Origin of the sequence: Cellulosimicrobium sp. NPDC057127, assembly GCF_042670945.1 — a bacterium.
Lineage (GTDB): Bacteria > Actinomycetota > Actinomycetes > Actinomycetales > Cellulomonadaceae > Cellulosimicrobium.
Map to the genome: position 1 here is coordinate 39,526 of NZ_JBHUUP010000008.1, position 24,909 is coordinate 64,434.

Here is a 24,909-nt window from a genome sequence, read left to right on the forward strand (position 1 = left end):
GGTGATGTCGGGAAGAACGTTGAGAAGGGTCGTCGCCTCGGCGATGACGGGCGCGCTGGCGGTGACCGGCGTCGCCCTCGTGCCCGCTGCGGCCTGGGCGGACCCGGTCCTGCCGGAGAACGAGAGCGACGTCGGCGTCTGGACGAGCGGTGAGACCGACTCCATGGACATCGGTGACCCGACGTACACGGGCGTGGACGCCGCGGCCGCGGCGCTCGAGCCCGGCGTCCCGTGGACCGCCGGCTCGATGCACGGCTCCATCTTCGAGAAGGACCTCGCGGCCGGGGGCACGGACTACTACCTCGACCGTGTGCTCGGCGTGCAGGGCACGCAGGGCAACGGCGTGCTGCAGACGCGCGGACGCACGCTCTACATGCGCGGGAACAGCAACTGGAACGTCATGGGCTTCGCGGGGTCGGCGTTCGCGGGCGGCCCGAACAACCTCGGCAACCTCTACACGGTCACCGTCCCCGGCCAGACGATCACCGAGGTCGGCGCCGAGCGCTTCAACGCGCCGAGCCACGCGGCCGCGCGGTACACCGTCGGCACGACCGGGGTGACCGCCGACCTCAAGAAGCTCATCACCTACGACAACGTCGCCCTCACGGCGATCACGTTCACCAACCCGGGTGCCACCGACGCGACGTTCACCGTCCGGGCGGCCTCGCCGCTCGCCACCACGTCGACGGACGCGGCGGACGAGCTCACCGGGACGCGCACGCTGACCAGCGGGTCGAACAACGGGCTCGTGGACACCCCGTGGTCGACCGTCACGGTCGGGCTCACGGCGGACGGCTTCGAGCGCGACGGGACGAACCTCGACCGCGAGGTCACGGTGCCGGCGGGCGGCTCGGTCGACCTCTCCGTGGTCGGCGTGCTGCACAGCGACACGATGCCCGGCTCGCGCGCGAGCTTTGAGGAGTACGCGGCGCTGGCCCCGGCCGACGCTTTCCGCGAGGGCGTCACGGAGTTCAACCGCCGCTGGGCGCAGGACATCCCGTACATCGACGTGCCGAGCCCGGGCGTCGAGAAGGCGATCGTCTACCGCTGGTGGGGCGAGCGCTACAACAGCCTCGACGCCAACGAGCCCGGGTACGTGTACCAGTACCCGACGACCATCGAGGGCGTGAACCTGTACCAGAACTCGGTCGCGCTGACGCAGCCGATGCACCTGCAGGACACCAAGTGGATCCGCAACCCCTACCTCGGGTACGGCCAGATCCTCAACATCGGCGAGCTGTCCGGCTCGTCGGCGTTCCTCGACAGCCCCGGGCACACGAGCTGGAACAACCACTACTCGCAGTACCTCGGCACGGCCGGTCTCGAGGCGTTCAACGTGCACGGCGGCGGGGAGGACCTCGCCGAGCGGTTCGCGTACTACTTCGAGTGGGACGGCAAGGGCCAGCTCGAGCACTACGACGGCAACGACGACGGCCTCATCGCCTACGACACCAACTACATGCCGGGCAACGACTCCGACGCCATCTCGTTCGGGTTCCCGCGCGTGAACGGCGGAGCGCCGGGCGCGCGGACGATCGAGCGCCCGGAGTCGGCCTACGTGTGGGGCGACTTCGACGCCGCCGCGCAGCTGTACGAGATGGCCGGCGCCGACGCGGCGAAGGTCGCCGAGATGCAGGCCCAAGCGGACGAGATCCAGACGTCGGTCCTCGACCGGCTGTGGAGCGAGTCGGCCCGCATGTTCCTCGCGGGCACGTCCCACGGGGCGCAGTCGGCCCCGACGGCGAACGGTGCCGCCAACCCGCTCCCCGAGGGGGAGCGCGACCTCATCCCGGCGCGCGAGTCCAACCTCTACGACGTCTACGCGCAGAACCTCGTCCCGTTCGACCAGGCCGCGACGTACGAGGACGGGTTCCGCTTCCTGCGCTACGGGGACAACTTCCCCATCTTCCCGTTCTACACCGCCAACCAGTACGACAAGACGAAGTACCAGATCGGCGGCTCGAACAACTTCTCGAACATCAACTTCACGGTGCAGTACCGGGCCGTGCGCTCGGCGCTGCGGCACTACGACCCCGAGCAGAAGTACGTCACGCCCGAGTACGCCGCCCGCCTGCTCGACTGGATGGCGTGGAGCGTCTACCCCGGCGGTGACCTGCGCGCGCCGAACCAGGCGGAGTACTACTCGAGCTGGAACCCGGCCACGCAGACGTACAACCGCAACAACCCGAACCACGTGATGCTCGGGAACATGAACTACATCTACGTCGAGGACATGGGCGGCATCCAGCCGCGCAGCGACGACAAGATCGAGCTCTGGCCGATCGACCTCGGCTACGACCACTTCATGGTGAACAACCTGCGGTACCACGGGCATGACGTGACGATCGTCTGGGACGAGGACGGGTCGCACTACGGCCTCGGCGAGGGCTACTCGCTGTTCGTGGACGGCGAGCGCAAGGCGTCGGCCGACGCGCTCGGCCGCTTCGTCTACGACCCGGCCGCGAACGAGGTCGTCGAGTCCGACGAGGGGCTCGGGGTCACCGTCCACGACGACACGGGCGCCGACCTGCCGACGGCGGTCGACACCCCGATCGAGGACGAGCGGGTGGCGTCCTACCTGCGCACGGCGGGCATCGACGTCGCCGAGGACGCGCCGAACCTGGCGGCAGGTGCCGCCCTGTCGTCGTCGGCCACGCAGGAGGGTCCGCGCCCGACGCCGTGGCGCGAGTTCCACACGCCCGGCTGGAGCACCGGATCGATGAACTACACGCCCGGCGCGATCAGCACGACCGAGCGACCCGTGTCCCTCGACGCGGTGAACGACGGCACGACCGTCAACGAGCCCTACTGGGGCAACCACGGCACCGAGGGCGACACGGGGTACGTCGAGCTCGACCTGGGCGAGCCGACGTCGTTCGACAACGTCAAGGTGTGGTTCGTCAGCGACCGGCAGGCGGGCGGGTACCGTCAGCCGCTGCGCTACTCGATCCAGGTGCCGGACGGTTCCGGCGGCTGGACCACGGTGCCCGACGCGTTCAAGGCCCCGAAGATCCCGGCGGCCAAGTTCAACGAGGCGCTCTTCGAGACCGTCACGACGGACCGCGTCCGGGTGACGTTCACGAACACGCCGTCGTACTGGACGGCCATCTCGGAGATCCAGGTGTTCGACTCCGGTCGTGACGTCCCCGAGGTCGTCAACGACCCGCCGACCGTGGCGGTGAGCGTGGACCGCTCGAAGGACGGCAACCTCTCGACCACCCTGGTCGGCACGGTGACCGACGACGGGATCCCCGAGGACGGCGAGCTGACCTACGGCTGGTCGAGCGTCTCGGCTCCCGACGGCGCAGGCGTGATCTTCGGCGACGAGGGCGCGCTGACGACGTCGGTCACGGGCACGGTGGCCGGTGACTACGTCCTCCGGCTGACCGCGTCCGACGGCGAGCTCACGACCGAGCGCGACGTCGAGGTCGAGATCACGGAGAAGGCCACCTCGGCCGAGTTCGGCGCGCTCGCGACGATCTCGACGAGCGGGTCCGCGCCGTGGGAGAACCCCGAGCGCGTCAACGACGCGGGCACGCCCGCCAGCTCGGCGCCCGGCGCCGGCAACGGCTGGGGGACGTGGGGCCAGCCCGCGAACGGGACGAGCGCCGCGACCGCGGCGTCGATCCGGTACGCCTGGGAGTCGCCGGTGCTCGTCGCGTCGACGGAGATCTACTGGTACGACGACAACGGCGGCACGCGCATGCCGCGCGCGGACACGTACGTCGTCGAGCACTCGACCGACGGCGAGACGTGGACGCCGGTGACCCTCACCGGAGGGTCGACCTACGCGGGTGCGCTGCAGCGCGACACCTACAACCGGCTCGAGTTCGAGCCCGTCGAGGCCGCCCAGCTGCGGATCCGGATCACCGGCGTCCAGGGCGGCGGCGCGGGAACGGGCGTGCTGCGCTGGCGCGTCAACGGGGACACGGTCGACAGCGTCGACGCCCCGGTCCTCGTGCGCACCGTGACCGGCGAGGTGCCCGAGCTCCCGACGTCGCTCGACGTCGTGTACTCGAGCGGCCGCCGCGGGACGGTCGACTTCACGTGGCAGCCGATCACGGCGGCCATGGTCGCGGAGACCAACGTCGAGCCCTTCGTCGTCTACGGGACGAACACGACGTACGGCCTCATCGCCGAGGCGCGGGTCTACGTGCGTCCGGAGAGCTCGCAGGGCGGCATCTCCATCCAGGGCGCCGAGCAGTTCGAGCAGTCCGTCGACGTCGGCGAGCAGCCGTGGCTGCCCACCACGGTCGAGGTGTCGTACAACGACGGGTCCCGCGACAACCAGGCCATCGGGGTCGAGTGGGACTACGACGCGTCCGTCGTCGAGCAGCCCGGCGTGCACGTGATCCAGGGCGACCTCGTGCTGCCGGACTACGTGAGCACGGCGGGCACGACGTCGACGACGCTCACGCTGACCGTGGGCGACGGTGTCCCGACGGGCCCGGAGGTCAGCCTGACCGCCGAGACCCGGTGCCTCGCGGGCAAGGTCTACGTGGCGGTGCGCGCGACCAACGACGACGACGGCCCGCTCACGGTGCGTCTCGACACGGCCTTCGGGTCGAGGACGGTGACGGACGTCGAGCCGGGGAAGAACGCGTACTACGCGTTCGCAGCCCGTGCGGCGGGCGTCGAGGCCGGTGAGGTCACCGTCGTGGCCACGGACGCCGAGGGAGGAGCGAGGACGGTCACCGAGCCGTACGACGCGCGCAGCTGCGGCTGACGCGCGGGTGAGGACCACGGCCGGGTGGGGCAGGGCGCGGGCCCTGCGCACCCGGCCGTGGTGCTGCCCGGGGGCCTTTATCCCCACCTGGCGGATCCCGCAACTGGACGATGAACTTTCAACTTTCGTATTGGCATCGACGAAAGTCGTCTGTAGCCTCGGGCGGGTGAAGGAGGGCGCACGTCCTCCGTCGCACGGGAGGCTCGATGTCGAGCGCTCCCAGCCCAACGGGGGTCCACCGATCTGCACGACGTCGAGCAGCCGGCAACGGTGACGGCGTTCGTCGCCGCTCGGGGACCGCCGGCTCCTCGATCTGCGTCAAGGAGGACGTTGTGCACCAACCACCCACGGGCCGGCGATGGCTGACCCGAAGCGTCGCCGCGGCGGTGTCCGCCGCGGTTCTCGTCCCACTCTCGATCAGCGGCGCGAGCGCCCACCCCGGTCACGGCGAGGACGTCGTCGACCCGCCGGCCGCTGCTCAGGAGGCCACGGACTGGAACAACTACGAGAAGGTCCTGCTCAGCAAGAACACCGGTGAGCCGATCGACCTCGCCGTGCTGCCGGACTCGCGGGTCCTGCACACCGCGCGCGACGGCGTCGTGCGCCTCACCGACACCGCCACCGGGCAGACCACCCAGATCGCGCAGCTGGACGTCTACGCTAACTCCGAGGACGGGCTCCAGGGCATCTCCCTCGACCCGAACTTCGAGGAGAACAACTACGTCTACATGGTCTACGCGCCCCGCGTGATGGAGGGCACGTCGCCCACCGGGGTGGAGTACCCCGAGACCACGCCGCAGGGCAGCGCGCCGAACAGCCTGCCCGAGGGCGAGGACGAGAGCTACTGGAACCAGTGGCTCGGCTACAACCAGCTCTCGCGCTTCACGTGGGACCCGGCGACGAGCTCGATCGACCTGTCCACCGAGCGCGAGATCATCAAGGTCGACGCGCAGCGCGGCCAGTGCTGCCACGTCGGTGCCGACATGGCGTGGGACGCCGACGGCAACCTCTTCCTCTCCACGGGTGACAACACCCCGGCCGGGACCCCGGGCGCGAACGGCTACGCGCCGATCAACAACGCGCCGGGCATGAACCCCGGCTTCGACGCGCGCCGCGGCGCCGGCAACACGAACGACCTGCGCGGCAAGATCCTGCGGATCAACCCGATCGAGGACCTCGCCGCCGACACCGAGGTGGGCCCGGGGAGCACCTACACGATCCCCGAGGGCAACCTGTTCGACGGCACGGACGCCGACCCCGACCTCGTGCGCGAAGAGATCTACGTCATGGGCGTGCGCAACCCGTTCCGGATCGACTACGACATCGAGTCCGCCTCGCTGTCGTGGGGCGACTACGGACCGGACGCCGGCTCTGCCCAGCCCGACCGCGGCCCGATGGGTTACGTCGAGTGGCAGCTCACGACCGAGCCGATGAACGGCGGCTGGCCGTACTGCCACGGTCCGAACGCGGCGTACAACGAGTGGGACTACGCGACCGGTACGCCGGGCGAGCAGTTCTTCGACTGCGACGCCGGGCCGGAGAACAACTCCACCTGGAACACGGGTCTCGACCAGGTCCCGCCCGTGACGGCGCCGCAGGTCTACTACGGCGACAACCCGGGCGACCAGCCCGAGGTGCTCGACCCGCTGGTCGAGCTCGGCGGCGGCGGTCAGGCGCCCATGGGCGGCCCGATCTACCGCTTCGACGAGAACCTCGACTCGGACGTCAAGTTCCCGGAGTACTGGGACGGGCACCCCTTCATGGCCGAGTTCTCGCAGGACTACGTGGTCGCCTTCACCATGGACGAGCTCTCGTCCGCCGGTGAGGTCACCCACGTGGAGAACTTCCTGCCGAACAGCCACCTCGAGACGGTCAACCAGCCGATCTGGGACAACGTCATGGACATGGAGTTCGGTCCTGACGGTGCCCTCTACGTGCTCGAGTACGGCGACGGCTTCTTCCGCCAGAACCCGGACGCGGGCCTGTACAAGGTGACCTACGGCTCGGACGACACGACGCCGCGGGCGGCCATCTCGGCCGACCCGATCTCGGGCAGCACCGCGCCGCTCGAGGTGACGTTCGACGCGTCGGCGACCGCCGACGCGGAGACGCCCAACGCCGAGCTCACGTTCGACTGGGACTTCGACGGCGACGGTGAGTACGACGCCCAGGGCGAGACGGTGACGCACACGTTCACCGACCTGGGCCAGTACAACGTGCAGCTGCGCGTCACGGACCCCGCCGGCAACTTCGGCCTCGCGATCCAGCGGATCACGGTGGGCAACACCGCCCCCGAGATCACGCTGAGCCAGCCGGACGGCGCCATCTTCGACTGGGGCGACGCCGTGCCGTACACGGTCTCGGTGAACGACGCCGAGGACGGCGACCAGCCGACGTGCCGCAACATCCAGTACACGTTCGGTCTCGGTCACAACACACACGCTCACCCCGAGGTGAGCGGTCGGGCCGCGGACACCGAGGCCGGCTGCGGCTTCACGATCCAGACGAGCCCGGACGCCGTCGAGCACGGTGAGGGTGAGAAGATCTTCGGCACCCTCGTCGTCCGGTACACCGACCAGGCTCAGGGCGACGTCCCCGCCATCACCGGCGAGGCGACGCACATCCTCAAGCCCGACGTCCAGCAGGCCGAGTGGTACGACGCGGCCGAGGGCGTCGAGGTCGTGGACGACGCGGCCGCCGGTGCCGGCGGCTACGTGACGTCGCTCGACGCGGGCGACTCGTTCTCCTACTCCCCGATCGCGCTGCAGCACGCCGTCACGGGTGAGGCGATCAACGAGATCACCGTCCGCGGCAGCGGCGAGGGCACGGTCTCCCTGGGCTGGACGGCCGAGGGCACCGACACGTCCGAGGCGCTCGCCGAGTTCGAGTTCACCGGTGAGGGCTGGCAGGACGTCACGCAGGTGCTGAGCAGCGTGCCCGAGGGCTCGGGCTCGATCGTCGTGACGAGCACGGGCGGCGTCGACGTCGACCAGCTCTCCTTCGCCGTCGGCGAGGGCCCGGTCGAGCCGATCACGGTTCCGGTGGACCAGGTGTCCATCGGGATGTTCTCGCTGATCCCGTGGGTCAACGAGGTCGGCCTGGAGGCCGTGCTCGAGCGTCTGAGCGAGATCGGGTTCGAGAACATCGAGCCGTTCGGATCGAACTTCAACGGCTACACGGCCGAGGAGTTCCGGGCGCTGGCGGACAGGTACGGCCTGAGCGTGAAGTCGTCGCACTACAACGTGAACGAGGACACGTTCGACGAGACGCTGGAGTACGTGAAGACGCTGGGTCAGGAGTACGTGGGCTCGGGCGGGTTCCCGCAGCCGGGCATCGGCACGTACGAGAACACGCTGGCGACGGCCGAGGCGATGAACCGTCTCGGTGAGCGCACGGTCGAGGCGGGCCTGGAGAAGTTCTTCGGCCACAACCACGACGGCGAGTTCCGCACCACGTACGAGCACGAGGGCGAGACCCTCTCGGCCTGGGAGATCCTGGTCCGTGAGACGAACCCGGAGTACGTGACGTTCCAGCTCGACGTCGCGTGGGCCGCCCACGCGGGTGTCGACGTCCCGGCGCTCATCGAGGAGTACGGCGACCGCATCGAGCTCCTGCACGTCAAGGACGCCGTCAACCTCAACGCGGGTGGTCGTCCGACGTTCACCAACCTCGGTGAGGGTGACGTGCCGCTGCAGGAGATCCTTGCCGCGGCGCAGGAGGCGGGAGTCCAGCTCTACGTCATGGAGTACGACGTCGCCCCGGAGGGCGAGGAGTTCGCCGTCACCGGCTACGAGTACCTCACCGGTCTCCCGGCCGGTGAGCCCCAGGAGCCTGTCACGGTTCCGGTCGAGCAGGTCTCGGTCCAGATGTTCTCGCTGATCCCGTGGGTCAACGAGGTCGGCCTCCCGGCCGTGCTGGAGCGTCTGGGCGAGATCGGCTTCGAGAACATCGAGCCGTTCGGCGGCAACTTCTCGGGCTACACCGCCGAGGAGTTCAAGGCGCTGGCCGACTCGTACGGCCTGAGCGTGAAGTCGTCGCACTACAACGTGAACGAGGACACGTTCGACGAGACCCTGGAGTACGTCGGGACGCTGGGTCAGGAGTACGTGGGCTCGGGCGGCTGGCCGCAGCCGGGCATCGGCACGTACGAGAACACGCTGGCGACGGCGGAGGCGATGAACCGTCTCGGTGAGCGGGCCGTGGAGGCCGGCTTCGAGAAGTTCTTCGGCCACAACCACGACCAGGAGTTCACGACGACGTACGAGCACGAGGGCGAGACCCTCACGGCCTGGGAGATCCTGGTCCGCGAGACGAACCCCGAGTACGTGACGTTCCAGCTCGACGTCGCGTGGGCCGCCCACGCCGGTGTCGACGTGGTCGAGCTGATCGAGGAGTACGGCGACCGGATCGAGCTGCTGCACGTGAAGGACGCCGTCAACCTCAACAGCGGTGGTCGTCCGACGTTCACCAACCTCGGCGAGGGCGACGTGCCGCTGCAGGACATCCTGGCCGCGGCTCAGGAGGCCGGCGTCGAGCTCTACGTGATGGAGTACGACCGTGCTCCTGAGGGCGAGGAGTTCGTCACCACCGGGTTCGAGTACCTCACCGGCATGGAGGCCGGCGAGCCCGAGCGGACCGTCGCGGTCACCACGCAGGTCCGGTGCCTCGCGGGCAACGCGTACCTCGCGGTGCGTGCGCTGAACGACGAGGACGTCCCGCTCACCATCACGCTCGACACGCCGTACGGCAGCAAGACGGTCGAGAACGTGGCTCCGGGCAAGAACGCCTACCAGGCGTTCCCCGTCCGGGCCGACGAGGTGGAGGCCGGCACGAGCTCCGTGACGGCGACGGACGCCGAGGGGAGGACGGCCACGGTCGAGTCCGAGTACGCAGCCTCCAGCTGCGGCTGACGTCCCCTGACGACGGGTGAGGCGGGGTCCGACTCCGCCTCACCCGCCCGGGACGGTGTGCCCGCCACGGTCGACGACCGCGGCGGGCACACCGCTGTCCGAGACCGAAAACTCCCGTGGTGCGTTTCGGGCACGCGGTCCGTGACGTGCCCCCGCGACGCCCGGTCGCCCGCAGAGTCGCAACGATCCGGCAACCAGTAGGGCCGCCTGTGAGGCACGCCTGGTCGAAAGGTCGTCCTCACCGACCGAAAACCATTGCGTTCGCCTTTCTGATGTGGAACGTTGATCCGGCAAGCCATCTCGACGACGAGAGGTGCACGCCCGTGACGACGCGAGCGCGACGCGACCTGGCACCTCCCGTCCGGCCGAGCAGCACGACGGTGCCGCGCCGGCGGCGGTGACGTGTCCGACCCCTGCACCCGGAGCGCAGGGACGTCACCGCCACGACCGGCGCGGTCCCGGGACCGCCGAAGCGCGCGAGGAGACAGCGTCGTCCCGCGCCGACCGTCAGGAGACCAGATGACCACGCAGGGCAGGCGCTCGCGGGCGCAGGCGCACGGGCGCGATCGAGCGCTCACGAGACCTCTCGCCGCTGTGCTCGGCGCGGCGCTCGCGCTGGGCACGGTCGCGGTGACGGCCGGACCCGCGTCCGCGGCCGACCCGTACACCTTCACGAGCACCGAGAACCCGATCCTCGACGACGGCAGCTACTACTCGGCCGACCCGGCGCCCCTCGTGGTGCCGGCCGGCGCGCCGGGGAACGCCACCGGTGAGGACCAGCTCTACGTCTACACGGGCCACGACGAGGCCGGGCCGACGACCAACGACTTCATCATGAACGAGTGGGGCGCGTTCGTGACCGACGACGTCGACGCGGGCGGGTGGACGCACCACCCGTCGCTCATGCGCCCCGAGCAGGTCTTCGACTGGGCGACGCCGGGCCGTGCGTACGCCGGCCAGGTCGTCCAGGGCGTCGACGGCCGCTACTACTGGTACGTCCCCGTCCACGAGGCGGCGAGCACCGCGAGCGACAAGTTCGGCATCGGCGTCGCGGTCTCGGACTCCCCCACGGGGCCGTGGACGGACCACGCCGGAGGCCCGATCGTCTCGCAGTCCCTCCCGACGCCGAACACGATCCACAACATCGACCCGACCGTCCTCGTCGACGGCGAGGGCGACCAGGCGCAGGTCTACCTGTGGTGGGGCAGCTTCGGGAACCTGCGCATGGTCGAGCTCGAGCAGGACATGCGCACGACGACCGGGGACGTGCAGACCGTGCGCGGCCTCAAGGGCTTCTTCGAGGCGGCGTGGGCGTTCGAGCGGGACGGCACCTACTACATGGCGTACGCGGGGAACGATGCCGGCCCGACGTCGTCGTGCACCCCGGCCAACTACCACGCGTGCATCGCGTACGGCACGGCGCCGTCGCCCGAGGGCCCGTGGACGTACCGCGGCACGGTCCTCGCGCCGGTGTCGTCGACGACGAGCCACCCGGGCATCCTCGAGCTCGACGGCGAGTGGTGGATCGCGTACCACACGGCCGACGCGGAGGGCGGGAACCACTTCCGGCGCTCGGTCGCGATCGACCGCGTCGAGTGGGACGACTCGCAGACGCCGCCGCGCATGAAGCAGGTGGTGACGACCCCGGCCCCGGCGAAGGACACGACGCCGCGCGCCAACGTCGCGCAGGAGGCGACGGTCACGGTCTCCAACGAGCCCGTGCCGACGCAGTACTGGAAGAAGGCGCTCAACGACGAGATCGTCCGCCCCAACCCACTGCCCCCGGACATGTGGGGCACGTGGACGGGCAGCAACCCGCCCCAGCAGTGGGTCCAGTACACGTGGGACCAGCCGATGCGCCTGTCCGGTTCGCAGATCGAGTTCTGGAACGACCAGCCGCAGGGCACGGGCGTGGGCGTCGCCGCCCCGGCGTCGTGGCGCATCCAGTACTGGGACGCGTCCGACGGCGGCTCGTGGGTCGACGTCGCGAACCCCAGCGCGTACGGCACCGCGACGAGCGGCTTCCAGGGCACGACGTTCGACCCGGTCACGACGACGCAGGTCCGCGCCGTCCTCGACGCCTCGACGAACGGCAGCACGTACTCGGCCGTCGCGGTCGAGGAGTGGAAGGTCCTCGCCGAGCAGCCCGACGCCGTCGAACCGCCCGCGGTGACGGTCGAGGTCGCCGAGACGGAGCTCCCGGGCACCGTCCCGGTGACGTTCCCCGGCGGCGAGACGCTCCAGGTCCCGGCCTTCTGGGACGAGGTCGGCGCCGACGACGTCGCATCCCCCGGGACGTTCACGGTCGAGGGGTCCGTGCTCGGGTACGCGGGCGGGCGCGTGCGCGCCGAGGTCACCGTCGTCCCGGCGGAGGCGGCGGAGGGCGACGACACCGCGCCCGACGTCACGCTCACCCCGCTCGGCAGCGCGGGCCGCGACGGCTGGTTCCGGTCCGACGTCCGCGTCCGCGTGGACGGGACGGACGACTCGGGCGGCCGCGTGGTCCTCACGACCCGTGTGGACGACGGCGAGGCCGTCGCCACCGACCACGTGCGCACGACCGAGGTCCCCGTGACCGGCGACGGCGAGCACCGCGTCGTCGCGACGGCGACCGACCGTGCGGGCAACACGTCCGCCGAGGAGGCTCTCGACGTCCGGATCGACCGCGTCGCGCCCGTGAGCACCGGTGCCCTCGACGAGTCCGCCCGGACCGTGGCGGTCACGGCGACGGACGCGACGTCGGGCGTCGCCCGGGTCGAGTACGCGGTCGGGACGGGCGCGTGGCAGGTGTACGACGGGCCCGTCGCGGCGCCGGACGCGGGCCAGCACCGGGTGTCGTTCCGAGCCGTCGACGCGGCCGGCAACGTCGGGACGCCGCAGGTCGTGACGATCCCTGCCGACATCTCGGGGCCGCTCAGCGGGAACGTGGCGCCCATCGCCACGGCGACCGCGTCGTTCACGGCCGGGTGGAACAGCGTCGGCGCGCTCAACGACGGCGCCGACCCGGCGAGCCCGAGCCAGGCGCAGATCTGGGGCACGTGGTCGGGCACCCGCCCGGCGACGCAGTGGGTGCGCTACGACTGGTCGCGGCCGATCCGCCTCACGGGCACCGAGCTGAAGTTCTGGCGCGACTCCGCGCCGGGCAGCGGCGACGGCGTCAACGCGCCGGACTCGTGGGTCCTGGAGTACTGGGACGACGCCGCGCAGGCGTGGTCGCCCGTCGCGAACCCGTCCGGGTACGGCACGAGCACGACCGCGTTCAACACCGTGACGTTCGATCCCGTGACGACCTCGCGCCTGCGCGCGACGTTCACGGCGAACGGCAACGGGTCGACGTACTCCGCGGTCGCCGTCACCGAGTGGCGCGCGTTCGCGGACGACCCTGGGACCGGTGGGCCGGAGCTGCCGCTCACGGCGACGGCGCAGGCGCGGTGCCTCGCCGGCACCGTCCACCTGGCCGTCCGGGCCACCAACGACGGGGACGCGCCCCTGGACGTCGCGCTCGCCACGCCGTACGGCGAGCGCTCGTTCGCGGCCGTCGCGCCCGGGAAGAACGCCTACCACGCGTTCGCGGTGCGGGCGGCGTCGGTCGCGGCGGGCACCGTCACCGTGACGGGGACGACGACGGTCGCCGGCGAGGAGGTGTCCGCCGACCTCGCGGTCCCGTTCGGCGCGACCGACTGCGCCTGAGCACCGCCGTACACGTCTCGCTCGACGACGAGTGAAGGAGAGAACTCGCATGACCCTGCACGACTCGACGTACTCCCGGAGGTCCGTCCTGCGCCTCGGCGCGCTGGCCGCGGGAGCCACGGCCGGCGCGGTCGCGCTCGCGAGCGGCGGGAGCGCCCTCGCGGCCGCCCCCGCCCCCGCCCGCGCGGCCGTCCCGGCAGCACCGCCCGTGAGCCGGGCCTTCCTGCGGTCGCTCGACCGCTCGATCACGCTCGACGGCTGGACGGCCGAACCGTTCCCGATGTCCGACGTGGCGCTCGCCCCGAGCGTCGCGACGCGGTCGCAGGACCAGATGCTGCACCTCGCCCGCGTCTACCCGGTGGACCGCGTCCTCGCGGTGTTCCGGCGCAACGCCGGGCTCGACACGCGGGGGGCGAGCGCGCCCGGCGGCTGGGAGGGCTTCGGCCACGCCAACGAGGAGCCGTGGGGGCCCGACGACTACCCGGGCCGTGCGAACACCCAGACCGCCAACCTCCTGCGCGGCCACTACGGCGGGCACTTCCTGTCCATGGTGTCCCTGGCGTACGCGAGCACCGGCGAGGCCGTCTTCGCCGACAAGGTGAACCAGATCGTCGAAGGGCTCGGCGAGGTCCAGACGGCGCTCGCGGCCATGGGCCGGTTCAGCCACCCGGGATTCCTCGCGGCGTACGGCGAGTGGCAGTTCAGCCAGCTCGAGAAGTACGCGCCGTACGGGGAGATCTGGGCGCCGTACTACACGTGCCACAAGATCATGGCGGGTCTGCTCGAGGCGTACCGCCTCGCCGGGTCCGACCAGGCGCTCGAGATCGCGACGTCGATGGCCCGCTGGGTGCACAGCCGCCTCTCGGTGCTGCCCCAGGCGCAGCTCGACCGCATGTGGGGCATCTACATCGCCGGCGAGTACGGCGGCATGAACGAGGTGCTCGCCGATCTGGCGTCGATCACCGGAGACGACACGTTCGTCGCGACCGCGAAGCTGTTCGACCTCAACACGCTGGTGGACGCGAGCGCGGCGGGCACGGACACGCTCAACGGCAAGCACGCCAACCAGCACATCCCGCAGTTCCCCGGGTACCTCAAGGTCTACGACCTCACGGGCGAGGAGCGCTACCGGCGCGCCGTCGAGGGCTTCTGGGGCATGGTCGTGCCGGGCCGCACGTACGCGCACGGCGGCCACGGCGAGGGCGAGCTGTTCGGTCCGCCGAACACCGTCGCGGGCGACATCGGCGCCCGCAACGCGGAGACGTGCGGCACGTACAACATGCTCAAGCTCTCGCGCCTGCTGTTCTTCCACACGCTCGACCCGACGTACATGGAGTACTACGAGCGTGGCCTGCTCAACCACATCGTGGGGTCGAAGGAGGACACGCAGTCCGACACGTCGCCGGACGTCACGTACATGTACGGCGTCAACCCGGGGACGCGCCGCGAGTACGGCAACACGGGCACGTGCTGCGGCGGCACCGGCCTCGAGAACCACGTGAAGTACCGCGACTCGATCTACTTCCGGACGGTCGAGGGCGACGCGCTGTACGTGAACCTCTACCTCGCGTCGACGCTGACGTGGGCGGAGAAGGGGTTCGAGGTCGTCCAGGAGACGCAGTACCCGAAGGTCGGCGCGAGCCGGATCACGGTGAACGGGTCGGGGCAGCTCGACCTGCGGCTGCGTGTGCCCGGCTGGGTGCGCAAGGGCTTCACGGTCGCGGTCAACGGGCTCGACCAGGAGATCGACGCCGTGCCCGGCACCTACGTGAGCGTCGCGCGGTCGTGGTCCCCCGGCGACGTCGTGGACGTGACGATGCCGCTGAGCATCCGCGCCGTCCCGACGATCGACAACCCGGCGATCCAGAGCATCGAGAACGGGCCGACGGTCCTCCTCGCGCGCAGCGCGTCGCGCGAGTACCTCAAGCTGTCGCTGTACGCGCACCTCGGCCTCGACGGGACGCTGGACGGCGCGTTCACCGACCTCGGCGACGGCTACTACCGGCTCGGCGACCTCACGTTCGAGCCCGCGTGGTCGGGCGACGACACCCAGTACCACATGTACGTCGAGCGGTCCGAGCCGCGCGTCGTCTTCGCCGGCCGCGACAGCGGGGTGGCGAACGCGGTGCGCGCGAACGGCACGTCGTTCCTCGACGTGGTGTGGGGCGACGGCGGCTTCGCGGACCGCGCGGCGTTCCTGACGAAGGTGCAGCGCACCGTCGAGCAGTTCGTCGCGGAGGGTCTGCTCAGCCGTCGCGACGGGCAGAAGGTCCTGGTCACGGCTGGGAAGGCGAGGATCGCATGAGCGCACGGACGACGGACCGACGGGAGAGCACGAGGATGCAGCGCAGAGGTCCGGTCGCGGGGATCGCCGCGGCCGCCCTGGTCCTGGGTCTGGCGGCGACGGCGTCCGCCGGCCCTGCCCTGGCCGACGTGACCGCGAAGGCACCGGCGGCGGTGTCGGCCGCCGTGGCGGAGCCGGGCAACGTCGCCCTGGTCGGTGCGCCCGAGGCGAGCTACACGGCGCCGTGGAACCGCGTCGAGGCGATCAACGACGGCGCGGGCGTGAGCACGGGCGGCGCGCACGACGCGACCTGGGCGACGTGGAGCGGCGACCGCCCCGCGTCGCAGTGGCTGGAGTACACGTGGCCGGCGCCCGTGACGATCGACCGGTCGGTGATCCGGTTCTGGTCCGACGGCACCGACGCGAACGGCGACAACGTGCGCGTCCCGGCGTCGTGGACCCTCCAGTACTGGGACGAGGACGCGGGCGCGTTCGTCGACGTACCGAACCCCAGCGGCTTCGGCACGGAGCGCCTCGAGACCAACGAGACGACGTTCGACCCGGTCACCACGACGCGCGTGCGCGCCACGTTCCAGGCGCTCCAGGGCACGACGACGCCGACCTACTCGGCGGTCGGCGTGTCCGAGTGGGAGCTGTGGGGCACGGGCGGCGTCGAGGAACCGGACCCGGTCGACCCGAACGGCCCGATCGACCACTCCCCCGTCCACATCCCGACCGACGTGGGCGTCCTGCCCGACCTGCCCGCGGAGATCGACGCCATCTTCGCCGACGGGCGGGTGCAGACGGTCGACGCCGACTGGGAGGAGGTCACGGCCGAGGACGTGGCCGCTGCCGGGTCGTTCGACGTCGTCGGCACGTCGCCCGAGCTCGTCGAGCCGTTCTCCGGGACCGTGCACGTGCGCGACGGCGAGCCGGGAGCCATCACGTTCGTCGACTACGTGAGCGTCGTGACGCTCGCGGGGACCGCCCCGGCGCTGCCCGCGACCGTCACCGCGGAGTACGAGGACGCGTCGATGGACAGCCGGATCCCCGTGACGTGGGACGACGTCGACCCCGCCGACTACGCCGAGCCCGACGGGCTGTTCTTCGTCGAGGGCGACGTCGAGGGCACGGACCTCGCGGCGGAGGCCGTCGTCTTCGTCGTGGCGCCCGACGACGGCGAGGACACGATCGCGCCGACGGTGGTGGTCGCGGCACAGCCGGGCCCGGCGACGTCGGGCTGGTACACCGACCCGCCGACCGTCACGGTGACCGCCACGGACAACCGCGACGCCGCGCCCGCCGTGGAGGTCGCGGTCGACGGCGGGGCGTGGGTCGCCTACGACGGACCGTTCGCGCTCGAGGACGGCACGCACACGGTCGCCGCCCGGGCGACGGACGCCGCGGGCAACGTCGGCGAGGGGGCGCGCGAGCTGCGCGTCGACACCGTCGCGCCGGTCACGACGGCGACGGTCCGCGACCTCGGCACGAGCGTCGAGATCACGCTCGAGGGAGCCGACGCCGGATCCGGCGTGGACAAGATCCAGTGGGAGGGCCCGGGCACGTTCTGGGGCACCTACACCGAGCCGTTCACGCGTGCCCTGACGGACACCGAGCAGGTCATCGAGTTCGCGGCGACCGACGCGGCGGGCAACGAGGAGGAGCGCGGCCGTGTCGTGCTGCCCGCGCTGTCCGAGGAGCCGGCGCTCGACGTCGCCGTCGAGGTCTCGCCGCGGTGCCTCGCGGGCACGGCGTACCTCGCGGTGCGGGCGGCGAACGGGGAGGACGTGCCGGTCGACGTCGTCCTGTCGACGGCCTACGGCGAGAAGTCCTTCGCCGACGTCGCGCCCGGGTCGAACGCGTACCGTGCGTTCGCGGTCCGTGCCTCGTCGCTCGACGCCGGCGCGGTGACCGTCACCGCGACCGCCACGGTCGACGGCGAGGAGGTCACGAGCGAGCAGCTGGTCGAGCACGCCGCGCGGGCGTGCGGCTGACGCGCCGGCCGGCCGCGCGCTGAACGTCGACGGGCCCCGGGAGCACCCGCTCCCGGGGCCCGTCGGCGTCCGTGGGCCCGCCGGCTTGCCGCTCGCCGCCGCGCGTTCAGGCGCGGAGCGGTCAGGCGCGGCGCGGGCGGCGCTCGGGCACGACGAGCGGGGTGCCGGTCACGGGGTCGTCGATGACTCGGCACGGCAGCCCGAAGACGTCCTCGACGAGCTCGGCCGTCACGACGTCCGACGGCGCGCCCTCGGCGACGACCGCGCCGTCCTTCATCGCGATGAGGTGCGTCGCGTACCGGCACGCGTGGTTGAGGTCGTGCAGCACGGCGACGAGCGTGTGCCCGCGTTCCTGGTTGAGGTCGGCGCACAGGTCGAGGAGCTCGACCTGGTGGGCGATGTCGAGGAACGTCGTGGGCTCGTCGAGCAGCAGGATCGGGGTCTCCTGCGCGAGGACCATGGCGACCCACACGCGCTGGCGCTGACCGCCAGACAGCTCGTCGACGAGCCGGCCGGACAGCTCGGTCACGCCCGTGGCGTCCATGGCCTCGACGACCGCCGTCTCGTCCTCGCGCGACCACTGCCGCAGGAGCTTCTGGTGCGGGTACCGGCCGCGCGCGACGAGGTCGACGACGGTGATGCCCTCGGGCGCGATCGAGGACTGGGGCAGCAGCCCGAGCCGGCGCGCGACCTCCTTCGCGGGGATCGCCGAGATCGAGCGCCCGTCGAGCACGACCCGGCCCTCAGCGGGTCGCAGGAGGCGCGACAGCGCGCGCAGGAGCGTGGACTTGCCGCACGCGTTGGGCCCGACGATGACCGTGAACGAGCCGTCGGGGATCGCCACGTCGAGGCCGCGCGAGATGACGCGCTCGTCGTAGCCGAGCGTGACGCCGGCGGCGTACAGGCGGTCGGCGCCCTCCTGTACGGCGGCGTGCTCGTGGGCGGCGGCCGCCGCGGCGCGGCCGTGCGCCCCCGTGGTGCCGGCGGAGCGGTCGGTCGTGGTCACGCGGGTCCTCCCGGGACGGGTCGGGTGCTCGGTCATCGACGCGCCTCGCGCACGAGCAGCCAGACGAGGTACGCGCCGCCGAGCACGACCGTGACGGCGCCGACGGGCAGCTGGGTCGAGGGGATCAGGCGCTGGGCGACGAGGTCGCTCGCCGACAGCAGCAGCGCACCCATCGCCGCGGCGGGCAGCACCTGGACGCCCGCTCCTCCGGTCAGGCGGCGCGCGAGCTGCGGCGCGGCCAGCGCGACGAAGGAGATCGGTCCCGCGGCGGCGGTCACGACGGCGATCAGCGCGACGCCGACGCCGACGAGCGCGAGCCGCACGCGCTCGCGGTGCACGCCGAGCGCCGTCGCGGCGTCGTCGCCCATCTCGAGCAGGTGCATGCGGGGCACGAGCGGCACGAGCGCGAGCAGGAGCACGACGACGAGCACGGTGGCCGGTGCCGCCTGCTCCCACGTGGTGCCGTTGAGGGAGCCGGCGCCCCAGAGCGTCGCCGCCATCGCGGTCTCGAGGTCGGCCGTGATGACGAGCCACCCGTTGACCGCCGAGAGCATCGCGGACACCGCGATGCCGACGACTACGAAGCGGAACCCCTGGACCCCGCGCCGGTAGGCGAGCACGTAGACGAGGACGGCGGCGCCGATGCCGCCGATCAGGGCCCCGACGGCGACGCCGCCGTAGCCGCCGCCGAGCACCATGAGCACGACGAGCGCGCCCGTGTACGCGCCGGTGTTGAACCCGATGACGTCGGGGCTGCCGAGCGGGTTGCGCGTGATCGACTGGAAGACGGCGCCGCTCGCGCCGAGCGCGGCGCCGAGCACGAGCGCGAGGAGCGCGCGCGGCAGCCGCCACTCGACGACGACCATGCGCACCGGTCCCTCGGAGGCGCCGGTGAGCGCCCCGAGCACCTGCCCGACGCTCAGCGGGTAGTCCCCGGTCGTCAGCGCGACGACACCGACGGCGAGCGAGACGAGCAGCAGGACCGCGCACACGGCGGCTGTGCGCACGTCGAGACGACGGCTGAACCGGCCGTCGCGGCTGCGCACGACGCGCACGGGGCGGCCGAAGTCCGGACGGTCGGTCCGGCGCTCGGCCGGGTGGATGTCCGCGCGGGCGGTCGGCGCGCTCACAGGCCGCTCGCCCGGGTGCGGCGCACGAGCGCGATGAGCACCGGCGCCCCGACGAACGCCGTGACGATGCCGACCGGCACCTCGCCGGGGCGCGCGACGAGGCGTCCGAGCACGTCGGCGCAGAGCACGAGGACGGCGCCGAGCACGGCCGAGTAGGGCACGATCCAGCGCTGCACCGGCCCGACGGCCCACCGCGCGACGTGCGGGACCATGAGCCCGACGAACGCGACGGGGCCGGCAGCGGCGGTCGCCGCGCCGCACAGGAGCGTGACGGCGACGCCGACGAGCACGCGCGTGCGCCCGACGTGGGCGCCGAGCGAGCGGGCGAGGTCGTCGCCGAGCGCGACGGCGTCGAGCGGGCGCGCGACGAGCAGCGCGAGGACGAGGCCGCCGACGATGAACGGCGTGACGTCGCCGACGGTGTCGGGGGTGGCGCCCGCGATCGACCCGGACCCCCACGCGCCCGACGTCCCGCCCCACGCGCGCAGCCGGTCGAACGACGCCGGGTCGAGCAGCGTGAGGGTGAGCGTCAGCCCGCTGAGGAACGCGCCGAGCGCGATGCCGGCGAGCACGAGCCGCACGGGCGTCGCACCGCCGCGCCCCGCCGACCCGACGAGGTACACGGCGACGGCCGCGACGACCGCGCCGCCGAAGGCGAACCACACGAACGCGCCGACGTCCGCCACACCGAGCAGCGCGACGCCGAGCACGACGCCGAGCCCCGCGCCCGCGTTGACGCCGAGGATGCCCGGGTCGGCGAGCGGGTTGCGCGTCATGCCCTGGATGAGCGCGCCCGCGACGCCGAGCGCCGCGCCGACGAGCAGCCCGAGGACCGTGCGCGGCACCCGCAGGTCGTGCACGACGACGTGCTCCGCGCTGGCGTCGTAGGCCGTGAGCGCGTCGACGACCGTGCCGAGCGGCACCGACCGGGAGCCGACCGCGAGGCTGAGCGCCACGGCCACGACGAGCACGAGCAGGGAGACGAGGAGCCCGAGCGTCCGGCCGCCGAGCGAGCCGACGACGCCGGGACGCCGGTCCTCGCGCGTGGCGCGCGGAGAGTCCTCGGGTCCGCCGGCGGCCGCCGGGGCGGCGTCCGTCGTGGAGGCGTGCGGGGCCATCTCGTGCTCTTCACGGGTCGGGGAGGTCGTGCAGGTTACCCTCACCTTAGTTCACCGGCGTCGGCGCCCCGGCACCGCGTCCGTGCCCGGTGTGCGAGAGTGACGGCATGACCACCCACGTCCCCGTGGCCGCCGACCACGTCGTCACCGTGGACGACGAGGGCCGCCGCACCGGCACCTTCGCGCGCTCGGCCGTGCACACCACCGAGACGCCCCTGCACCTCGCCTTCTCCTGCTACGTGCTCGACGACGCCGGCCGCCTGCTCCTCACCCGGCGCGCCCTCGTGAAGCGCACGTGGCCCGGTGTGTGGACGAACTCGTTCTGCGGGCACACGCGCTGGTCCGAGACGTCCGAGGAGTCGGTCGTGCGCCACGCGGAGCACGAGCTCGGGCTCGGGCTCGCCGACCTCCAGGTCGCCGTCCCCGGCTTCCGCTACCGCGCGGTCGACGCGTCGGGCGTCGTCGAGAACGAGATCTGCCCGGTCTACGTGGCGCGCGCGGCGGGCGACGTCGTGCCGAACCCGGACGAGGTCATGGAGCTCGCCTGGTCGGACCCGCGCGACGTGGTGCGGTCCGTCGACGCGACGCCGTGGGCCTTCAGCCCGTGGATGGTCCTGCAGCTCGAGGCCCTGCGCGCCGCGGCGGCCGGCGACGTCGGCCCGACGGCGGAGCTCGTCGCCGCGCTCGGACGGCCCAGCGAGGGCTGAGGCCCGGTCAGCGCGTGCGGGGCTGGAGGCCGGGGAGCTGGTCGGCCGCGTCCTCCGGCCTGCCCGACAGGACGGTGGGCGGCAGCGCTCGCGCCACGACCCCGTCCGCCCCCGGCACGCCCGCTGCAAGGAGGGCACCGGCAAGCGCGTGGACGAGGCGATCGGGTCGTCCGCGCGTCGCGAACCACCAGAGGGTCCCGCCGCGGATGGTGCGCTCCGACACGTCGAGCACTCCTGCGACGTGCGCGCGGTGCCGGCGCGCGACGACCGCCGACGGGCCGACGAAGACGACGGCGTACCGGGACCACAGCGCGGTGCGGCCCGTCGACGAGACGCCCTGGCTCGCCGTCATGCGCCCGAGGCGTACGACCTTGTCCACCGCGCCGACCGACCACGCGTCGATCTCGGCGAAGGGCACGACGTACGGGCGCAGGAAGGGCGCGAAGGAGCCGACGACGACGCCCCGCTCGAGGACGAGCATCTTCTCCGAGCCGATGAACCACAGGATGACCGCCGCGATCGCCACCCAGGCGGGTGCGACGGCGAGCGCGTCGACGACGTCGCCGTTGCCGAGCACGACGCCGACGGTGAAGGCCAGGATCACGACCGCGGTCACCACGTAGGCGCTCGCCGGCGGGGTGTTCGCCTCGACGTGGAGGAGGGCGCCGAGCTCGGGGTAGCGCTGGACGGTGGCACGCACCTTGCGGGTCGCGCGGCCCGGACCCACAACTAGCGCGTGCGCCGCGCGCGCGGCGCGCGGAAGCGCTCGGGGATCGCCAGCCGGTCCGCGCTGTCGGGCGAGACCTCGACCGGGAGGGCGGGGAGGGCGAGCGCCTCGACGTCCTCGGCGCCGGGCGCCCCGGCGGACCGCATCGCGGTGCCGAGCGCGCGCACGAGCGACTCCTGGCCGTGCGGGTCCCGGGTGGAGCACACCCAGAGCTCGACGCCCGTCGCCGTGGCGAGGTCCAGCGGCTCGCGCCTGGCGGCGGCGCGCCTCGCGAGAGCCGGTGCGACCCCGACGAACGTCACGGCGCGCCGTGACCACGGGACGGTGCGCGACCCGGCGTTGACGCCGCGGTCGGCGAGCAGCAGGCCGAGCGTGCGCTGGTTCGCGACGACGGCGCGTACGGTCCGCGGGTCGACCGCCGGGAACGGGAGCGGGACCGGGCGGCGCGACGGCGCGAACGAGCCGACGAGGAGCCCGCGGTCCAGCACGACGACCTTCTCGGAGCCGAGGAACCAGACGAGGAGCGCGGCGAGCAGCGCGAACACGGGGAGCAGCGCGGCGGCCGTCGCGATCGACGCGTTGCCGACGAGCGCGGGGCCGAACGAGAACACGAGCACGACCAGCACGAGGACGGTCCAGGCCGGGCCGTTGAGCGTCGCGGCCGAGACGTGGCGGATCTCGCCCAGGCCCGACTCCGCGGCGACCTGGCGGACCTTCGCCGTGACGCGGTCACCGGTCGGGCGCGCGAGCTGTCCCGCGCTCATCGGCCGAGCAGCTCGAGCGGGAGGCGACGCACCGTGGCGGGCCCGACCTCGGACAGCGTCAGGGTGACGGGCGCGCCGTCCTCCCCGTGCTCGGTGCCGCGGACGACGTAGACGCCGTCGGGCGTCGCGTAGACGCTCACCTGGACGAGCACGTCCGACCCGGCGCGGACGCCCGCGAGCGTCGTCACGGCGACGGCGTCCGCGAGCTCGGGCAGCGTCGGCGCCTGCGCGGCGAGCTCGTCCGGGGTGAAGGTCCGCGACCGGCCGTCGAGGACGGCCTTGGCGGCCGGGTCGGCGAACACGGCGACGCGCCCGGCGACCTCGGCGAGCGGGTAGACGCTGAAGGAGTGGTGACCGCTCGGGCCGACCTCCTCCTCGAGCACGCGGTCGTCCTCGTGGAGGTACAGGTACACCCAGTGCTTGCCGAGCGACGTCGTGCGCTCGGCGGAGAGGATCGCGGTCGCCGTGCGGCGCAGCACGAGCGGACCGGTGACCTCGGGGACCGCCTCGATCCGGACCTCCGGCGCGCCGTCGGCGCCGGCCTGTCCCGCGGGCTGCTCCTCCGTCGGGACGACGAGGCCGCGCGCGAGCAGCGATCGCAGCGCGACCCGGCCCACGAGCGACCGGTCGGCGCCCTCCTGGGCGTCGAGCCACGGCAGCACGACCAGCTGCGGGTTCTGCAGCCCGTCGAGGATCGTCACCTCCTCGTCCGTGAGCGTGACGACGTGCGTGACCTCCCCCGCGGTGGACCGCGCGAGCGTCTGCTCGGCCGCGGCGATGTCCGCGGCCGACCACCGCATGGTCTGCTGGGTCACGAGAAGAGCCCTCCGACGAAGTCACCGGCGGCGGACAGGCCGTCGCCGATCGCGTCCCCGACGTCGGACGCGACGTCCCCGATGGTATCGACCGCGTCGCCCGCGAAGTCCGTGACGTTGTTCCACCCGTCGGCCAGGTACGGCCCCGGGTCGGAGACGAAGCCGGTGATGGAGTCCCAGTTGTCGACGACGAGGTTCCCGAGCGCCCAGGCGCCCGCGACGACGCCCGCGCCGACCACGATCCCGATGCCCACCGGGTTCGTGAGCATGCCGGCCATCATGAGCATCGTCCCCGCGCCGCCGACGACCGAGACGCCGCCCATGACGCGGTCGACGCCGCCGCGCAGGCCGTCGTACTGGGTGTTGAGCATCTGGTCGAAGCCGCCGATGACGCCGAACAGGCCGCCCGCGCCGCCCATGAGGCGCCCGGCCGTGCCCAGGCCGCCGAGCATGCCCATCGCGTCGTCGAGCACCATGCCGCGCGCAAAGACGGAGGCGCTCGCGGCGGCGTCGGAGACGTCCGCGAGGCGGCTCGCCTGGAGGAAGCCGTTGAGCGCCGTGCCGACCTTCCAGCCCTTCATCCCCGCGAGGGCGAGCGAGATGCCGCCCCACGCCACCTGGCCGACGTCCCAGATCGAGCCCTGGAGCCCGGGGCTCCCGCCGAGGGGGCCGCCGCCCGGTCCCGTCGGCACGCCGGGCGCCGGGACGCCGGGGGACGGGATGCTGCCGCCCTCGGTGCTCGTGTCGTACTGCTGCTGCGCGTTGCGCAGGACGGCCTGGGACGCGTCGGCGAGGGTCTGGCTCACGCCGCGCAGGAGCGCCACGGACGAACCGCCCCACTCGCTGCGGAACTGCGACGCGTCGTCGCCCGTCCACCGCGTGGACGACTCGAGGAGGCTGCTCACCTGCGCCGTCGTGGTGCCGAGCTGCTCGGACGCGGACTGCAACGACTCCGCGAGCGCCCGCAGCTGGTTGACGTCCGCTCCCCAGAGACCGCTGCTCACGCGCCCCCGCCTTCCGGTCCGGTCCTCGGCGGCA

At 72.5% G+C, this 24,909-nt stretch carries 13 protein-coding genes; 6 read left to right on the forward strand and 7 right to left on the reverse strand.

Going from position 1 to position 24,909, the window contains the following annotated elements:
• Positions 1-4: 4 nt before the first annotated feature.
• From ACFTZA_RS09645 to ACFTZA_RS09665, 5 genes are all read left to right on the forward strand, one after another.
• Positions 5-4,726 (forward strand): discoidin domain-containing protein, encoded by a 4,722-nt coding sequence (locus tag ACFTZA_RS09645; protein WP_378193393.1) that lies wholly within the window; start codon positions 5-7, stop codon positions 4,724-4,726.
• Positions 4,727-5,112: 386 nt separating this feature from the next.
• On the forward strand, positions 5,113-9,636 hold the full coding sequence (locus ACFTZA_RS09650; RefSeq protein ID WP_378193396.1) for a TIM barrel protein: 4,524 nt from the start codon (positions 5,113-5,115) through the stop codon (positions 9,634-9,636).
• A 519-nt stretch (positions 9,637-10,155) separates the two neighbouring features.
• The gene (locus ACFTZA_RS09655; protein ID WP_378193399.1) at positions 10,156-13,326 is read left to right on the forward strand and encodes a family 43 glycosylhydrolase; all 3,171 of its coding nucleotides are present in this window, start codon (positions 10,156-10,158) and stop codon (positions 13,324-13,326) included.
• A 49-nt stretch (positions 13,327-13,375) separates the two neighbouring features.
• Positions 13,376-15,631 carry a glycoside hydrolase family 127 protein gene (locus tag ACFTZA_RS09660; protein ID WP_378193402.1) on the forward strand — a complete coding sequence of 752 codons (2,256 nt, stop codon included), beginning with the start codon at positions 13,376-13,378 and terminating at the stop codon, positions 15,629-15,631.
• Positions 15,632-15,666: 35 nt separating this feature from the next.
• Entirely contained in the window at positions 15,667-17,604 is a 1,938-nt protein-coding gene (locus ACFTZA_RS09665; protein ID WP_378193405.1) for an OmpL47-type beta-barrel domain-containing protein, read from the forward strand.
• A 121-nt stretch (positions 17,605-17,725) separates the two neighbouring features.
• Here the strand turns inward: ACFTZA_RS09665 and ACFTZA_RS09670 are convergent, their stop codons facing one another.
• From ACFTZA_RS09670 to ACFTZA_RS09680, 3 genes are read right to left on the reverse strand one after another with little or no spacing between them, the layout of a single operon-like run.
• Entirely contained in the window at positions 17,726-18,610 is an 885-nt protein-coding gene (locus ACFTZA_RS09670) for an ABC transporter ATP-binding protein (protein WP_378193409.1), read from the reverse strand.
• Between the two features lie 32 nt (positions 18,611-18,642).
• Entirely contained in the window at positions 18,643-19,740 is a 1,098-nt protein-coding gene (locus ACFTZA_RS09675; RefSeq protein ID WP_378193412.1) for a FecCD family ABC transporter permease, read from the reverse strand.
• A complete protein-coding gene (locus ACFTZA_RS09680; RefSeq protein ID WP_378193416.1) occupies positions 19,737-20,858 on the reverse strand; it encodes a FecCD family ABC transporter permease in 1,122 nt (373 codons plus the stop codon). The genes ACFTZA_RS09675 and ACFTZA_RS09680 overlap by 4 nt, the downstream gene beginning before the upstream one ends.
• Positions 20,859-20,965: 107 nt before the next feature.
• Here ACFTZA_RS09680 and idi point away from each other — a divergent pair, with 107 nt between their 5' ends.
• Positions 20,966-21,565 (forward strand): isopentenyl-diphosphate Delta-isomerase, encoded by a 600-nt coding sequence (idi, locus tag ACFTZA_RS09685; RefSeq protein WP_378193419.1) that lies wholly within the window; start codon positions 20,966-20,968, stop codon positions 21,563-21,565.
• A 7-nt stretch (positions 21,566-21,572) separates the two neighbouring features.
• On the opposite strand, the gene ACFTZA_RS09690 is transcribed toward idi, so the two are convergent.
• Genes ACFTZA_RS09690 through ACFTZA_RS09705 form a run of 4 tightly spaced genes read right to left on the reverse strand, consistent with a single transcriptional unit; the run spans position 21,573 to position 24,875 of the window.
• The gene (locus tag ACFTZA_RS09690) at positions 21,573-22,265 is read right to left on the reverse strand and encodes a hypothetical protein (protein ID WP_378193422.1); all 693 of its coding nucleotides are present in this window, start codon (positions 22,263-22,265) and stop codon (positions 21,573-21,575) included.
• 29 nt (positions 22,266-22,294) lie between these two features.
• Positions 22,295-23,056: a hypothetical protein gene (locus ACFTZA_RS09695; RefSeq protein ID WP_378193425.1), complete on the reverse strand. Its 762-nt coding sequence runs from the start codon at positions 23,054-23,056 to the stop codon at positions 22,295-22,297.
• Complete coding sequence (locus tag ACFTZA_RS09700) at positions 23,053-23,871, reverse strand: hypothetical protein (protein WP_378193428.1); 819 nt, start codon at positions 23,869-23,871, stop codon at positions 23,053-23,055. The genes ACFTZA_RS09695 and ACFTZA_RS09700 overlap by 4 nt, the downstream gene beginning before the upstream one ends.
• Positions 23,868-24,875: a WXG100 family type VII secretion target gene (locus ACFTZA_RS09705; protein ID WP_378193431.1), complete on the reverse strand. Its 1,008-nt coding sequence runs from the start codon at positions 24,873-24,875 to the stop codon at positions 23,868-23,870. The genes ACFTZA_RS09700 and ACFTZA_RS09705 overlap by 4 nt, the downstream gene beginning before the upstream one ends.
• Positions 24,876-24,909 lie beyond the last annotated feature (34 nt).

Excerpts from the sequence above, each read along its gene's own strand:
- ACFTZA_RS09695 (WP_378193425.1), bottom strand. The coding sequence starts at position 23,056 with ATGAGCGCGGGACAGCTCGCGCGCCCGACCGGTGACCGCGTCACGGCG.
- ACFTZA_RS09680 (WP_378193416.1), bottom strand. The coding sequence starts at position 20,858 with ATGGCCCCGCACGCCTCCACGACGGACGCCGCCCCGGCGGCCGCCGGC.
- ACFTZA_RS09655 (WP_378193399.1), top strand. The coding sequence starts at position 10,156 with ATGACCACGCAGGGCAGGCGCTCGCGGGCGCAGGCGCACGGGCGCGAT.
- ACFTZA_RS09665 (WP_378193405.1), top strand. The coding sequence starts at position 15,667 with ATGCAGCGCAGAGGTCCGGTCGCGGGGATCGCCGCGGCCGCCCTGGTC.
- idi (WP_378193419.1), top strand. The coding sequence starts at position 20,966 with ATGACCACCCACGTCCCCGTGGCCGCCGACCACGTCGTCACCGTGGAC.
- ACFTZA_RS09660 (WP_378193402.1), top strand. The coding sequence starts at position 13,376 with ATGACCCTGCACGACTCGACGTACTCCCGGAGGTCCGTCCTGCGCCTC.
- ACFTZA_RS09645 (WP_378193393.1), top strand. The coding sequence starts at position 5 with ATGTCGGGAAGAACGTTGAGAAGGGTCGTCGCCTCGGCGATGACGGGC.